Below are 14,934 nucleotides of genomic sequence, written 5' to 3' on the forward strand. Positions count from 1 at the left end.
CTATTCATAGAAAGGGAGATTCATATGATAGGAGTTTCAATTTATCTTTCAAAAGAACAAGTAAAGAAGCAAGAAGAGTGGCTAAAAGTGGCGAAGGAAAATGGATTTTCATCTATTTTTACATCACTTCATATACCAGAGGATGATCCTGGTACGTATAAAGAGTTAATTCAAATACTTGGGAAGCAGGCTCTTGAAAATGAAATGGAATTAATGGTCGATGTTTCTCCAAAATCGTTACACCATTTAGGAATGACGTACGAAAATGTGGAGGAGCTATTGGGCTGGGGGATTACTGGTTTACGAATGGATTATGGCATCACACCGAAAGAAATTGCACGCGTATCCCATAAGATGAAAGTAGCTTTAAATGCGAGTACGATTACAGAATCATTTTGGAAAGAGTTACTTTCGGAAAGTATCCGAATAGAGAACGTAGAAGCGTGGCATAATTTTTACCCGCGTCCAGAAACAGGATTAGCAAAGTCCTTCTTGCAAAAGCAAAATCAATATTTGCATGAGTGCGGAATAAAAACGATGGCATTTATTCCAGGAGATGGTGAAAAACGTGGTCCGTTATATGAAGGGTTACCAACGTTAGAAAAACATCGTAATATGCGACCGCTAGAAGCGTACTTAGAACTTGTTCAAGATTGTGGTGTTGATAAAGTATTGATTGGAGATATAAGCGCAAGTTTGGAAAGTATGCAAGAAGTAGCTAGTGCGAGTAGAGGAATTATTCAATTGCGTTACAAATCATTTATAACTGATAAAGAAGTATTAAAAGTGGTGGAGCAAGTGCATACAAATAGACTAGATCCGGCTCGTGATGTTATTCGATCTGTAGAATCAAGGGAAGGAAATAGAGTGGTGTTACAGCCGGTGCATACAATTGTAAGAAAGAAAGGCAGCATTACAATTGATAATGAATTGTACGGTAGATATGCAGGGGAGATGCAAGTTGTTGTACATGATTTGCCTGTAGATGAGAAAGTGAACGTTGTTGGAATGGTTGTAGAAGAGGACTTGTCTTTATTGCCGTTTGTTAGCGCTGGAAAAATGTTTCAAATTTTTTGTGCGATAGAATAAAAGCTTGAATTAACGCTGTTTTGTAGGAAAACATTATCTGTAAAAGGGATAATGTTTTTTGTTTTCTTTAAAAAAGTATTTGACGAATGAAATAAAATACAGTATTGTTTTTACTTGTAAATAAAAGTTCACCATAACAAAACAAAAAGGAGAGTTCAAAATGAATCAATATATTGGGAATTTAATTATTCGTATCGTATTAGGAGTGACATTCTTTGCACATGGTTTAGCGAAGTTTCAATCAGGTATCGATAACGTAGCAGGGTGGTTTACAAGCATCGGCTTACCAGGTGGTCTTGCATACGGCGTAGCAACAGTTGAATTAGTTGGTGGTATATTATTAATTATTGGTTTAGGTGTTCGATATGTAGGATTGTTATTCGCTCTTATTTTAGCTGGAGCTATCGTAAAGGTAAATGGAGCAGCAGGATTATTAGGAGATGGAAAGAATCCAGGGTATGAATTAGATCTTGCATTATTATCAATGGGTGCGTATTTATTCGTTGTAAAAGCAGAAGGATATGTAGATCGTTTCTTAAAAGAGAAAGTAATGAAAACGAAGTAGACTTTATTTATAAATTGTTGACTTGAAGGATTATTGTAACTATAATGATTACAACATGTAAATTAAGAATAAAGCAATTTAAATATTTTTTTACACAAGATGTAACAATGTAAGTTACATCTTGTGTAAAAATAAATAAAACGGGAGGAAGTAATATGTCTAAATCAAATTTAGAAATTATTCGAAGTACATATGAAGGATCAACTTCTTCGAATGCAAAACATTTAGCAGAAGCATTCTCTGAAAAAGTAGAATGGACAGAGGCAGAAGGTTTCCCGTACGGCGGAACATATACAGGTGTAGAAGCAATAATGGAAAATGTATTTAGTCGTTTAGAATCAGAATGGGATAATTATAAAGCAAGTGTAAATACATATCATGAAGTAAACGGAAAAGAGGTAATTATTGCTGAAGGTATGTATTCTGGTGTTTATAAAGAAACAGGAAAATCATTTAAAGCAGATTTCGTTCACGTATGGAAACTTGAGAATGGAAAAATCGTGAAGTTTAAGCAATATGTAGATAGTCATATTGTTAGGGAAGCGATGAAGAGCTAATGCTTTTTAAGTGGATCGTAGGTATATGCATTACAATTATAGTAATTATCTCGTCTATAGTTGGAGGAAAGAAATTGCTTGCATATGTGGAAAAAGAAAATAAAAATATTCAAACCCAGCAAGCAGCAAACGAAAAAGAGAAGAAAGTTGCAGAAGAAGCTCCACAAATTAGTGAAGGTGAAATTATTTCTACTATGCATAAAATGGTGCATCAAAAGGTGAAATCCTCTGAAAAATGGGGATTTGTAGAAATGACGAACAAGGAAATTTCTAATGTGAAAAGAGATATTGAAAATAGTACAGGTTTTCAATATAAAATGAAGTTATTTTCTATTATAAATAGATGGGAAAAAGGAGATTTTTCTCAAACTGTTGAAGAGCATAACTTTTTATGGAGCCTTCAAGGTGGAGATACTGGCAAGGCGACGGAACGTTTATCGCTAGAAGAAGAAAAGCAGTATATAAAAGAAATGAAGAATAAATAAAAACATCGCCAACTCAGATGACGATGTTTTTTTCATTAAGAATGTTTTCGTATTAAAGCCCCAGTTGGCTGAACAGTAACCGTTTTGAAATGAGAAAATAAATAACATCCTGTTACAACGATCATTGTCCCTAAAATTTGTATCCATGTTAGTTCTTCACCGAGGAAAAGGAATGCTAAAATAGCTGTGAAAATTGGATTGAAGTTTAGAAAAATGCCAGATGTAGTTGCTCCTAATTTTTGTACGCCAACATTCCAAAATACCATACAAAGAACTGTGGAAATGAGTCCTGTATATAAAAGTGATGTTATGAAAGAAGTGTTTATATTCGAAACAGTGAAGCTCCCTATATTAAATGGAAGTAATAAAATAACGCCGAAAATACCAGAGTATAACGTCGCCATAAGCGGTGTAGTTGTTTTTGTTGCCCATTTACTACAAACAGAATAGATTCCCCAAATACAAACTGCCGCAATCATCCATAAATCGCCGCTATTAAAATGTAGTGAAAATAAAAGTGAGAAATCACCTTTTAATAGCACAAGAATAACCCCAAAGAATGAAAGAATCATGGATAGAATTTGAAGCGTATTTACTTTTTCTTTTAGAAATAAGACAGAAAATAATGCGATGGAAATTGCGTTTAATGTAGAAATAAGACCTACATTTGTTGCGGATGTTTTTTCAAGTGCTAAGAATTGAAAGATGTTAAAAAGAGCGACCCCTGAAATCCCCATTAGTATTAGAGGAAGTATTGCAGCACGAGGTGGAATGATTTTCTTTTCTTTAAACCAAACCATTGGTAATAAACAAACGATCGCAATCATCCATCTTAAACTTGTAAGTGTCATTGGAGATGCGTGATCAACAAGTGATTTTCCAACGACGAAATTTCCTCCCCATAATAAGCTCGTTAGTAATAGTAAAAAGACGTAAAAATAAGGCATACTAAAATCCCCTTTTTTGTAATCAATACGAATTGTAAATAATTTTAGCATTTTTCTTCATTATGTAATATATTCTTTTGTATAATGGATAAAAGTCGATAAAAAATTTTGTTGTTAATGTTATTTAAAGAAAGATATTCAGTTTTATATAAGTTATAAGGTGTTTTTTCGAATAATCATCGGTAAGAAAAAAGGGGGAATTGTAATGGAGTCGTCTGTTATTAAAGTGTTGGATGATTTAGATGTACAAATTTTAGATATATTGCAGAAGGAATCACAAGTAAGTAATGCAGAGCTTGCGAGACGCGTTAATTTATCACCAGCTGCGATGCACGCAAGGATAAAAAGGTTAGATGGAGAAGGTTTCATCGATAAGCAAGTAGCCATTTTAAATCAAGAAAAGCTTGGTTTTGATTTGTTATGCTTCATTTTTATGAGTACGAATATTCATCAATCAGATAAACTTGAAGTGTTGGAGAAAGAATTAGAATCGATGCCGGAAGTGTTAGAATGTCACTGTTTAACAGGAGAGTATGATTATTTATTAAAGGTTGCAAATCGTGATCGTAAAGAATTGGAGCAGTTTATTAGGAAGCTGAATAAGCTTGGTATTACACGTATACAGACGAGTTTAGCTCTTCGTGAAATTAAATATTCGACGGTATTGCCAATACGAAATGAGGAACCGAGCATCGATTAGATTGCTTGGTTTTTTGTTTGCATAAGGTTAAGAAAAGTGATTGACGGGGAAAAAGGAGAGATGTATTATTATATAAAATTATGTATTTAAATTCATTTTGATTTATAAATATTAATATCAGGGACAAGGGGATATAATATGAAAATCTGTAATGCGGTTACGAGTGATGTGAAAGAAATTTATAGTCTCATTGAAGTTTATACAAAAGAGGGAGTGGTTTTACCGCGTTCTCTTTTGTCTCTTTATCAATATTTGCAATGTTTATATGTCATGAAAGAAGACGAAAAAATTGTTGGAGTTGCTGGATTGCATGTATTAGGGGAAGATCTTGCAGAAATACGATCGTTAGTCGTTTCGCATACATATGCAGGGAAAGGGATAGGGCGTATGCTCGTAAATCATGTCATAAAGGAAGCTACGAAAATAAATGTAAGAAGAGTAATTTCCTTAACATATGAAACAGTATTTTTTCAAAAGTGTGGATTTGATTTTGTAAATAAAGAAGCTTTGCCAGAGAAAGTATGGATTGATTGTAGACATTGCCCAAAGGTGGATTATTGTGATGAAGTGGCGATGGTTCGGTATGTTGGATGAAAAATTTATAGAGAAAAAGTTCCTACTATTATTTACATAATAGTGGGAACTTATATTTCCATAAGAAATGGAGATGTTATTAAGAATTTGAATTCGTTTGTCTTACGGCAAAATTATAAAGCGGATCTTTAAGTTCATAGTTATACGTAAAACCGTCGACAATTCCTACAACTTTATCATTATCATAAAGGTCGAGCATAAATTGTGCTATTTGTTTTGCAGTGTGGAATTTTGGTACAACATTATCGTATTGGAATTCATCAATATCAAATGAACGTTTTGCAAACTCGGTTTCAGTTGCAGCAGGAGCTAAAACTTTTGCTTGCATTTTTGCGCCTTGTTCTTTCAGTTCGTGAGACAGCCCTTCTGTAAATGCACTTACATAGAATTTCGTAGCACAATACGTAACAGCATCAGCAACAATCGTGTATCCGCCGCCTGATGAAACGTTAATAAGCTGCGTTCCATCAACCATTGAATAATCTCGAACGAAAAGAGAAGAGAGTATTGTTAGTGCTTCTATATTGACATGTAACATCGTTTCAATTTTATTTAAATTTTGTTCAGAAATTGAGGCGAAATTACCGAAACCTGCGTTGTTAATCCACGTTTCAAGTTGAAAGGCTTGTAGGCTTTCATAAAGCTTATAAACATTTTCCGTGATAGATAAATCCGTTCTTCGAATGACAATATCCAATTCTGGATTCATGTCATTAATTTTTAATTTTAATCCGTCTAATTCTTCTTGTCTTCTAGCTACAAGTATTAAGTTTTTTCCGCGAGATGCAAAGGCTAAAGCTGATTCATAGCCAATTCCAGAACTAGCACCAGTAATAACAGTGTACTTCATATAAAATCCCCCTAAGTTCAAATGAATGTATTATGGTTAAATTTTATTTGTTAGAGTATACTCTAAGTCAAATGTTTTTTTATAAATTTGATAAGGCTATAAAATATATGAGGATGTGTGGAGGGAGTTAGAGTATGTACACAATTAGCGAGGTAGCTAAATTAATAGGAGTTAGCACTCATACATTACGTTATTATGAAAAGGAAAATATATTAATTGCAAATCGTAATACAAATGGAAATAGAGTGTATGATGAATCACATATAACATGGTTGCAGTTTGTAATGAAATTAAAACAAACGCAAATGCCAATAGCGAAAATAAGAGAATACGCTAGGTTATATTTAGAAGGAGAGCATACAACTGAAGCTCGTTTACAATTGTTAGAAAACCATAAAACATCTATTCAAACTCAAAGAGAGAATTTAGTAATTACAGAAAAGATGCTTGAGAATAAAATTATTGCATACAAGGCCTCTTTGGAAAATAAATAGAAAACATAATCTGCTCCTTAGTTAAATGATAAAAATGGATTTGATCTCATAGTGTGTTGGCAAATAAAAAAGAGCAGATAGTAAAAGCTAACTGCTCCATTCAAGGGATTTCTCCAAGGGGGAGTGGAGAAAATATTATGTTACTAGCAGTATTGGCAGATTATTGAGAAATATACAAATCGGATGAAAGAAATTTTAAATAACCTTTTGGCATTGACAGTTTTTAAAATATTCATGTACAATATTTATGAATGACATTCAGTCATTTTCAGTGAAAGGATGTAGTTAGCTTGGAAATGGAACAAATATAATGGTAAATGAGGATGATAGTTGTCTTTTATATAGTAGTGATGAAGGAGTATATTTTTTAAAAATAAAAATGACTGATAGTCAGTCATAAGAGGTGAGAGGTATGAAAAATAGAGCTTGGTTATATGTCATATTAACATGTATTTTTGAAATTTTTTGGGTGTTTGGTTTTAATACGGCTGATACTTGGTGGCATTGGATTATTATTGTAGGAGTTATCGCTGTTGATTTTCACTTTCTTTCTAAAGCGTGTGAACATCTTGCAACAGGGACTGTATATGCTGTGTTTGCCGGAGCAGGTACGGTAGGTACTTTCTTAATGGATGTATTTCTTTTTGGCGGAAGTTTCAGTGTAGGAAAACTATTCTTTATTATGATGGTTGTAGCTGGCGTTATTGGTTTAAAGTTAGCTGACAATAAAGAAGAGACTATGGAAGGAGCTGCTTAAAGATGGGTTGGTTTTTCGTATTTTGTGCTGCAATTAGTGAAATAGTCGGTGTGATAGGACTTAAAATGTATAGTAAAGATCAAACGTTAGCAAATGGCGCGATTTATATAGGGGGATTTGCAACTTCCTTCGCATTGTTGTATACATCTTTCTTATTTTTACAAGTAAGTGTCGCTTATGCGGTTTGGATTGGTATTGGAACAGCAGGTGCCGTTTTATTAAACATGTTCCTGTTTGGTGAGTCGAAAAATAAAGCACGTATCATTAGTGTGGCTCTTATTGTATGTGGAGTGACAGGATTAAAGGCTCTTTCGTAAGGCTATACTGCATTTTATCTCCTAATGGTTTGTTAGGAGATTTTTAATATTAAAAATAATTTCCTCTTAGAGTTCACTATCATTGACAGTACAATCAATTATCTTATAAAATGAGTGACAGTCATTCAATATGTGTGTGAAAGGGTTTAGATGATGAATAAAAAAGAAAAAATTGTCTATGCAGCTATTGAAGTGTTTCAGGAAAAGGGCGTTGAAAAAACGAAGATTTCTGATATCGTGAAATTGGCTGGCATTGCACAAGGAACTTTCTATTTATATTTTCCTTCTAAGTTATCTGTTATGCCTGCAATAGCAGAAGTGATGGTTGAAAAGATGATACTTGCAGTGAAAGAAAAAGTGCAAAACGATGCACCTTTCTCAAGTAAAGTGACGCAAGTAATAGATGCGGTGTTTCACTTTATAGAGGAATATCGTGAAATACAAGCTTTAATGTATGCGGGTCTTGCATCTACTGAACATATAAAAGAATGGGAAGCTGTGTATGAGCCTCTTTATATGTGGCTAAGCGAATTTTTAAGTGAAGCAAAAGAAGACGGCGAAATTCGTGATTCGGTTCATGCAGAGCGAACAGCGAAGTTATTTATCGCTCTTGTTGAATCAGCAGCGGAACAAGTTTATTTATATGATCATAAAGATGATGAACAAGTCGAGCTACAAAAGGCAGAAGTACTAGATTTTTTAACACATGCATTACATATAAAGAAGTAGTAAGATGAACCTGTCTGAAAAGGTAGGTTCATTTTTGAGGAAAAATGAATGATAGTCATTCACCTAATGCTTATGTATGTGTGGAAGGATAGAGTGAAATTCTAATGAGTGGGGCATCTCTACTCATGATTAGCCCACAAAGAGCAGGATAAAGAAAAAGCTTCTTGGGCATTATTTTTTGAGAGGAATTTACGGGAAGAGGTGTTAAAAAGTGAAGAAACCGATAAAAGAACAAAAGATGGTATTGGTCATTCTTTTGAGTAATATATTTATCGCTTTTTTAGGGATTGGATTAATCATTCCGGTTATGCCGTCCTTTATGAATGATATGGGTTTAACAGGGAAAACGATGGGTTATCTCGTTGCAGTGTTTGCAATGGCTCAGCTTATTGCTTCACCTATTACAGGCCGGTGGGTCGACCTTTACGGTAGGAAGAAAATGATAATCATTGGATTATTTATTTTTGGTGTTTCAGAGCTTCTTTTTGGATTAGGAACGGATGTATGGATGCTTTATGCAGCACGGGTGTTAGGCGGAATTAGTGCTGCGTTTATTATGCCTGGTGTTACGGCATATGTTGCTGATATTACATCTATGCAGGAACGTCCAAAGGCGATGGGATATTTATCGGCGGCAATTAGTACCGGATTTATTATAGGGCCTGGAATTGGCGGATTTATTGCAGAATACGGTATACGTGTGCCGTTTTTCGTTGCAGCGGCAATTGCCTTTTTAGCATGTGTAATTTCTATTTTTATTTTAAAAGAACCGTTAACGAAAGAAGAGCTTGCAGAGATTTCTTCTAACACGAAAGAATCAAGTTTTATTGGTGATTTAAAGAAATCGTTACATCCAATGTATGCAATCGCATTTATTATCGTATTTGTACTTGCATTCGGTTTATCGGCGTATGAAACTGTGTTTAGTCTGTTTTCTGATCATAAGTTTGGATTCACACCGAAAGATATTGCTGCAATTATTACAATTAGTTCAATCTTTGGGGTAGTTGTGCAAGTATTTATGTTTGGTAAATTGGTTGATATGTTTGGTGAAAAAGTGTTAATTCAAATCTGTTTAATTGTAGGTGCAGTATTAGCGTTCGTTTCAACTATCGTCTTTAATTATTGGATTGTACTTCTTGTTACTTGCTTTATTTTCTTAGCATTTGATTTACTTCGTCCAGCTTTAACGACGTTTTTATCAAAAGCAGCTGGAAAAGAGCAAGGATTCGTTGCTGGTATGAACTCGACTTATACGAGTTTAGGAAATATAGCAGGACCAGCGATGGGCGGAATATTGTTTGATATGAATATTCATTATCCATATGCATTTTCAGGAGTTGTTTTAATAGTTGGTCTCGGCATTACATTTATGTGGAGAGAGAAACAGCTAGCTGAAAGTTTTGCGAAGTAATGTAGTGAATTATGAAAGCCCCTTACCATTGTTATGGTAAGGGGCTTTTCGTTTATCCTGCTATTTGTGCGGAGCTAGGTTCATTAAAGTTTCACTTTATAAACTTAATCCAAATCGTTTTAATTCAATAAAAATCCCCTCTAATTGCTTTCCTTTATCCGTTAATGTGTACTCTACACGAGGTGGAACTTCTGGATATACTTTTCTCGTTATAATGCCTTGTGCTTCTAATTCTTTTAGTCGAAGCGATAAAGTTTTTGGACTAATCCCGTCCATTGATTTTTGTAAATCACTAAATCGTAATGTTCCTTCGATAAGAAGATCACGAATGATTAAAAACGTCCATTTTGTACTAATTACGTCAAGGGTTTTAGCGATAGGACAAGGTATGCCAGGTAAACCTTTCGTTAATTCAACTGGATCTATATTGTTCATGGAACTAGCCTCCATAAAATTTTTTTGGATGAATTTTCTTTATGGTATCACAAAACTATACTTTTGGTAACTATATGAAAAAAATATCACTACTTCCATAAAGGAAGTTAGTGCATATACAATAGCAATAAGGAATAAAAAGAGTTTAGATGAGGAGGAGGTGATTTCCATGGGGATAAAAAAGTTGTTTGGATTCCTTAGTTTGTTTGTTGTTTGTATTGTGCTTGTAGCATGCGGCGTGGAAGAAAAAACGGAAGTCCAGTTATTAAAAGAAATGCCAAAGCCAAAAGCAATGACAATTGATCCCTCACTAAGTAAAAAGGAAGCGACCGAAATGGTTCATGCAGCGCAGCGTTTTTATGCATTCTGGGATACAGGTAAAGAGGAACTTATTCCGCAGACTGTTTCTGAAAAATTCTTCGATAATACGTTGCCAAAAGGGCGACCACAAGGCACTGAAGGATTAAAGTTTGCGGCGCAAAATTTTCGTAAAGTTGTGCCTGATATACATTGCGAGATTGAAGATTTATTAGTCGTTGGTGATAAAGTAACAGCTCGTCTTTCTTTTACAGGAACGCATAATGATAAGAAGATCAATTTTTTTGCAATTGATATTTTACATGTGAAAGACGGAAAGATAACGGAAGACTGGCATTTAGAAGATAATCTTACGCTGAAACAGCAACTTGGGTTAATAGCCGAGGAATAAAATAAGGGAGAGAAAAGCGATGAAAAATATATTCATTATAAATGGACATGAAAAATACGGTACAAAGGAAGGACGATTAAATAAAACGTTAGTTGATTATATGGTCACTGTATTAAGCGAGAATCATCATGTGAAAACAACAACGGTTCAAGATGGCTACAATATTAAAGAAGAACAAGATAAGTTTTTATGGGCGGATGTTGTGATTTATCAAACACCGATTTACTGGTTTAGTATACCTGGCTTATTTAAAACGTATATGGATGAAGTATATGAATACGGTTTGTTCTTTAAAGGTGCTGATGAATATGGAACAGGTGGTTTACTAAAAGAGAAGCAGTATATGTTTTCTACAACTTGGAATGCGCCTGAGAAAGCATTTGGAGATAAGACGAAGTTCTTTGAAGGAGAAAGTTTAGAATCAACGCTTAGTCATTTACACCGTGTGCAGAAGTTTCTTGGGATGAGCCCTTTAAAGAGTTTTGCTTGTTATGATGTGGTGAAGCATCCGAATATTGAGCAGTATTTATTGAACTTGAAAGATCATTTAGATGGAGTAATTAAATAATAGTTTGCATCTGTATGTGAAGAAGGTACTACTAAGGATGTAGTACCTTCTCTTTCATGAAATACGTTGAAAATCTTTACTTATACAGGACTGTTTTAGTTTTTTTGATTTAATTAAATGTTTCATATCAGAGATGTTATCGTGTGAAAGCTGAGTATGATAATAGTTAATGTACTCAAGTAATGCAAAAATATAAATAAATAGAGTGAATGATAGCCCGCCTAAAGGTAAGTGGGGATACCAAATTACAAAATCAATAGTAAACGTAATAAATCCCGTGATAATCAATGCTATATTTATCTTTTTAAGTACTTTTAAACATTGAATCATCCTAATAGGTGTAATAGATGTTTTCTCTTTTTTTAGTCGTTGCCACTTTACGTACCAGTAAATTGTTCCTTGTAGTAAGATAAAATCTAAAAGAAGAAATGAGACCCAAAAAGAAGATAGGGAATATAAATGTAATGTAGGATAAGCATAATTAAGTAAGTAACTTGTGAAAACAAAAGTAATGACTGAAAATAACTCACCCGTGTATAGATAGAAAAGTCTTTTTTCTAGGTTGCGTTTCATGGTTCTTCTCCTTTTATAAACATACACATTTTAATACGTGGATGGCTGTATCCATAACTTCGCAAAATTTACCCAGCCGAATGAATCAATTGTTACATTTTTTAAAGGAGAAACGAAGAAATGCGTTGCTTCGTTTTTGGGACAATAATAAATTTTATCCAAAGTACGCCGATTACCATAATAATCAAAGCATGTAGTAATTGTCCTGTAGCAATGAGTATAACACTTGAAAATACAATGAGTTGAATACTTAGCAATATAAAGATTAAGTGAAGAAATTGATTCATTCGTTTCTCAGTATGGATTGGGTATAATGCTACAATAATATTTCCCGAAAAATATTTCCACAGTGAACGGAGCTGCATAGAAATCATATATAGGACGATATATGCGATAGCGCCTTTTACGTATATGTTTGGTATAAAATATAAGGCGAAGGCACCGATTAACCCTAAGCGAATATATATACCAAAATAATCATTTCCACGTAAAAATGCTAGTGTATGTAAATAGAAGAAAGTTGCTCTTTTTTTATGTAATAAAGGTTCAATCCAATTTGTAAGCCATTTTCTTTTATTTACTTGCTTATTCAGTTGCGGAACATCGGTGAAAATGCTAGCAAATTGATAAAAACGAACGTCCATTTTCTCTTCTTGTTCGATTATGTAATCCCACGGTATTCGTTTTGTAGGCTGTTTTTTCGTGTATAGAAGCAGGAAAGCAAGTAGCAAGAGCAATCCGCCTAATATGAGAACATTTGCCGAATAAAACAGCATGTAAATGAGTAAGGCGTTACAAGTAATACGGATGATCAGCCATATATTTTTTTCATAACCATCACGCCACATCCAATGTATGTACATGTTCCAAGCTTTCGTAATCATTAAAACGATAAAGATTGTACATAAGAAAGGTACAGTTAATTGTAATGATTGCAGTGCAAGTGGTACGAGAATAAGGAACGTAAATAATAATGGGAAAAGCTGAATGATGTAATTATATAGAAGAGATTTTTTAAAATAAGATGTTAATTTCTCTTCTAGTGCGAGTAAATAGACAGCATCAGGTTTCTGAATAAATGTACGGATAGGGCATCTCGTTATAATGAATGTAAGTACAATCGTGATGAGTAGTAAAGATAGTCCTTTAGAAGGAGCTGTCTTAAGAAACTTTGCGTAATAGTAAGCACCTATACAGGCAACGAAGATAAAGCTATATAGTAAACCGTTAATCATACGTGCGAAGTATGTAATGATATTTTGCATATGTTGTTGGAAGCGGATGCTCCATAGCGATTCGATTGACATGTTTTTCACCTCTTTGTTCTATTATATATGTTTTGCAAAAGAAAAAACGAGCAAATTGCGTTATGCAACTTGCTCGTTTTTCTTTTCGTTATCTTTTTTCTGATCACGATTCATTAATGGATAGAAGGCAAAGCCGATTACGAATAAACCAATTCCGAGAAGGAACGTTTTTATATCAGATGCACCCGTTTTAATAACCCATAGTGCATAGCAAAGTGCGATAACTGCGACTATACCATCTGTAATTCTTGCCCGCATTTCATTTTTATATGTTTCACCAGTTGCGACTAGTTTTAACTGGAAGATTGGTGAAACGAGATATGGAATGAGGTAGGCCAGTGTTGATACGGTAATAACGAATGTATAAGCTTCCGCAATGGTTCCTGATAATGTTGAGAATAAGAACACTTGCGACATAATGTTTGTTAATCGTAATGAGTAAATTGGACTTCCTTTTTTATTTGTTTTTGTGAAGAAGGAAGGGAAGAAACCTTCTTTTGCTGCTTGGTACGGTACTTCTGAGCTTAATAAAATCCAGCCTAAGATGGAACCGAATAGGGAAGTAAGAGCAAGTAATGCCATCAGTTTCCCGCCGCCATGACCCATTGCAGCATTTAGTGCATCTGCTAATGGGCGTTCAGAAGCTTGTAATTTATCAACGTGAAGTACACCCATTGTTAAAATTGTAATTCCTAAGTAAATCGCAACTGTAATAAGTAATCCCGCAACTGTTGCGCGTTTTACCGTTTTTGGAGAAACAGCACGATTTGATAAAAGAACTGCTGATTCAATTCCGATAAATGCCCAAAGTGTTGTAAGAGCAGCTAAATTTACTTGTGAAAGAAGACCGTGTGATACACCTGATTTATCGATCATCGGTGTGTACCATTGTCCAAATTTAGAAGCTTCGAATGCAAATAAAGTAACGACGATGAATAAAAGGAATCCAGTTACTTTCGTTGTTGTTGCTAAGAAGTTTAGCTTTCCAGCTCCGCTTACACCGTTTGTTAATATAATATGAGTTCCCCAAAGTAAGATGGAACAAATCGTAAATGTAATTAGTTTTCCGACTTCTATGTTAAACGAACCGATTGAAAATAGTAGTCGTGTATCTTTCATAATTGGGAAGAAGAGTGATAAATATCCCGCGAAAGATGTAATGATGGCAACGTTACTTGCCCAGTTTGCAACCCAATATCCCCATACCATACTGAAGCCAGCCATTTTTTTCTTTTTTGGTGTTGAGAATAAAGCATATGCATGGCTTTGTGGTCCTGTCGTTAAATCAGGACGACGAATTGCTAAATTACCGAAAACAAGAGCTAGCATTAAAACACCAAACCCTGTTGTTAACCAAGCTAAAGTGACACCGAGAGGGCTTGCTGTTTGTGCCAACGTACTTGGTACCATGAAAATACCAGCGCCAACCATGTTACCGACAACGAAAGCTGTGAGTACCCAAAAGCCCCATTTTTTTTGCTGCATAGAAAATACCTCCAAAGTTAGTATAACCAAGTCAAGCGAGGAGATATGTATGTCTTCCTATTAGAGAAGAGAAGTTCCAAACAAAACAAAAAAAGCACGTAATTTGCCGCTACATGCTTTCTATCTTATAAGAAACCCACGACATACCTCTCGATAGCTCTCCACAAACGAAACGTTTGTGACAGTTCTGCACTTATTAAATGCAGACCCAGCAAGCGTGCATGGTGGACACGACTTACTTCGGCAACCATTCCTTTCTCATTCTTTCATCAATGCCACTACATCTCCTGAAATGATACTTTTAATGATTGCAACCTCTACCTCACCGAGATACGAATGAGGATTTAAATATTAAATTA

At 34.6% G+C, this 14,934-nt stretch carries 19 protein-coding genes and 1 riboswitch; of the genes, 13 read left to right on the plus strand and 6 right to left on the minus strand.

Annotated elements, in window-relative coordinates:
* Nucleotides 1–24: 24 nt before the first annotated feature.
* From CO726_RS12315 to CO726_RS12330, 4 genes are all read left to right on the plus strand, one after another.
* Nucleotides 25–1,089: a DUF871 domain-containing protein gene (locus tag CO726_RS12315; RefSeq protein WP_099684421.1), complete on the plus strand. Its 1,065-nt coding sequence runs from the start codon at nt 25–27 to the stop codon at nt 1,087–1,089.
* 160 nt (nt 1,090–1,249) lie between these two features.
* On the plus strand, nt 1,250–1,654 hold the full coding sequence (locus tag CO726_RS12320) for a DoxX family protein (RefSeq protein WP_001077751.1): 405 nt from the start codon (nt 1,250–1,252) through the stop codon (nt 1,652–1,654).
* A 155-nt stretch (nt 1,655–1,809) separates the two neighbouring features.
* Nucleotides 1,810–2,211, plus strand: a complete 402-nt coding sequence (locus tag CO726_RS12325) for a nuclear transport factor 2 family protein (RefSeq protein ID WP_099684422.1) — start codon at nt 1,810–1,812, stop codon at nt 2,209–2,211.
* Entirely contained in the window at nt 2,211–2,696 is a 486-nt protein-coding gene (locus tag CO726_RS12330; RefSeq protein WP_098761316.1) for a PRK06770 family protein, read from the plus strand. Before CO726_RS12325 ends, CO726_RS12330 begins: the two co-directional genes overlap by 1 nt.
* A 35-nt stretch (nt 2,697–2,731) precedes the next feature.
* Here CO726_RS12330 and CO726_RS12335 read toward each other — a convergent pair whose 3' ends face one another.
* Entirely contained in the window at nt 2,732–3,643 is a 912-nt protein-coding gene (locus tag CO726_RS12335) for a DMT family transporter (protein WP_099684423.1), read from the minus strand.
* Between the two features lie 205 nt (nt 3,644–3,848).
* Here CO726_RS12335 and CO726_RS12340 point away from each other — a divergent pair, with 205 nt between their 5' ends.
* Nucleotides 3,849–4,343 (plus strand): Lrp/AsnC family transcriptional regulator, encoded by a 495-nt coding sequence (locus tag CO726_RS12340; protein WP_088232423.1) that lies wholly within the window; start codon nt 3,849–3,851, stop codon nt 4,341–4,343.
* Nucleotides 4,344–4,481: 138 nt separating this feature from the next.
* Nucleotides 4,482–4,937 (plus strand): N-acetyltransferase, encoded by a 456-nt coding sequence (locus tag CO726_RS12345; RefSeq protein WP_099684424.1) that lies wholly within the window; start codon nt 4,482–4,484, stop codon nt 4,935–4,937.
* A 79-nt stretch (nt 4,938–5,016) separates the two neighbouring features.
* Here CO726_RS12345 and CO726_RS12350 read toward each other — a convergent pair whose 3' ends face one another.
* On the minus strand, nt 5,017–5,787 hold the full coding sequence (locus tag CO726_RS12350) for an SDR family NAD(P)-dependent oxidoreductase (RefSeq protein ID WP_099684425.1): 771 nt from the start codon (nt 5,785–5,787) through the stop codon (nt 5,017–5,019).
* A 134-nt stretch (nt 5,788–5,921) separates the two neighbouring features.
* Here CO726_RS12350 and CO726_RS12355 point away from each other — a divergent pair, with 134 nt between their 5' ends.
* The 5 genes from CO726_RS12355 (at nt 5,922) to CO726_RS12375 (ending at nt 9,498) form a co-directional block, all read left to right on the plus strand.
* A complete protein-coding gene (locus tag CO726_RS12355) occupies nt 5,922–6,281 on the plus strand; it encodes a MerR family transcriptional regulator (protein WP_098761311.1) in 360 nt (119 codons plus the stop codon).
* A 412-nt stretch (nt 6,282–6,693) separates the two neighbouring features.
* Nucleotides 6,694–7,038, plus strand: coding sequence for a DMT family transporter (locus CO726_RS12360; protein ID WP_099684426.1), 345 nt, complete (start codon nt 6,694–6,696; stop codon nt 7,036–7,038).
* Between the two features lie 2 nt (nt 7,039–7,040).
* On the plus strand, nt 7,041–7,355 hold the full coding sequence (locus CO726_RS12365) for a DMT family transporter (protein ID WP_099684427.1): 315 nt from the start codon (nt 7,041–7,043) through the stop codon (nt 7,353–7,355).
* Nucleotides 7,356–7,505: 150 nt separating this feature from the next.
* Entirely contained in the window at nt 7,506–8,084 is a 579-nt protein-coding gene (locus CO726_RS12370; RefSeq protein WP_099684428.1) for a TetR/AcrR family transcriptional regulator, read from the plus strand.
* Nucleotides 8,085–8,295: 211 nt separating this feature from the next.
* The gene (locus CO726_RS12375) at nt 8,296–9,498 is read left to right on the plus strand and encodes an MFS transporter (RefSeq protein ID WP_099684429.1); all 1,203 of its coding nucleotides are present in this window, start codon (nt 8,296–8,298) and stop codon (nt 9,496–9,498) included.
* Nucleotides 9,499–9,594: 96 nt separating this feature from the next.
* Here the strand turns inward: CO726_RS12375 and CO726_RS12380 are convergent, their stop codons facing one another.
* Nucleotides 9,595–9,933 carry a winged helix-turn-helix transcriptional regulator gene (locus tag CO726_RS12380; protein ID WP_063223780.1) on the minus strand — a complete coding sequence of 113 codons (339 nt, stop codon included), beginning with the start codon at nt 9,931–9,933 and terminating at the stop codon, nt 9,595–9,597.
* 169 nt (nt 9,934–10,102) lie between these two features.
* Between CO726_RS12380 and CO726_RS12385 the strand changes: the two genes are divergently transcribed.
* A complete protein-coding gene (locus CO726_RS12385) occupies nt 10,103–10,642 on the plus strand; it encodes an ester cyclase (protein WP_099684430.1) in 540 nt (179 codons plus the stop codon).
* A gap of 19 nt (nt 10,643–10,661) precedes the next feature.
* On the plus strand, nt 10,662–11,210 hold the full coding sequence (locus CO726_RS12390; protein ID WP_099684431.1) for an NAD(P)H-dependent oxidoreductase: 549 nt from the start codon (nt 10,662–10,664) through the stop codon (nt 11,208–11,210).
* 54 nt (nt 11,211–11,264) lie between these two features.
* Here the strand turns inward: CO726_RS12390 and CO726_RS12395 are convergent, their stop codons facing one another.
* The 3 genes from CO726_RS12395 to CO726_RS12405 form a co-directional block, all read right to left on the minus strand.
* The gene (locus tag CO726_RS12395) at nt 11,265–11,783 is read right to left on the minus strand and encodes a general stress protein (protein WP_099684432.1); all 519 of its coding nucleotides are present in this window, start codon (nt 11,781–11,783) and stop codon (nt 11,265–11,267) included.
* A gap of 101 nt (nt 11,784–11,884) precedes the next feature.
* The gene (locus CO726_RS12400; protein WP_099684433.1) at nt 11,885–13,090 is read right to left on the minus strand and encodes an ABC transporter permease; all 1,206 of its coding nucleotides are present in this window, start codon (nt 13,088–13,090) and stop codon (nt 11,885–11,887) included.
* A 60-nt stretch (nt 13,091–13,150) separates the two neighbouring features.
* Nucleotides 13,151–14,575: an amino acid permease gene (locus CO726_RS12405; protein WP_099684434.1), complete on the minus strand. Its 1,425-nt coding sequence runs from the start codon at nt 14,573–14,575 to the stop codon at nt 13,151–13,153.
* A 146-nt stretch (nt 14,576–14,721) separates the two neighbouring features.
* Nucleotides 14,722–14,903: riboswitch (Lysine riboswitch) on the minus strand.
* Between the last annotated feature and the right edge of the window lie 31 nt (nt 14,904–14,934).

The organism is Bacillus fungorum, from assembly GCF_002746455.1.
GTDB lineage: Bacteria > Bacillota > Bacilli > Bacillales > Bacillaceae_G > Bacillus_A > Bacillus_A fungorum.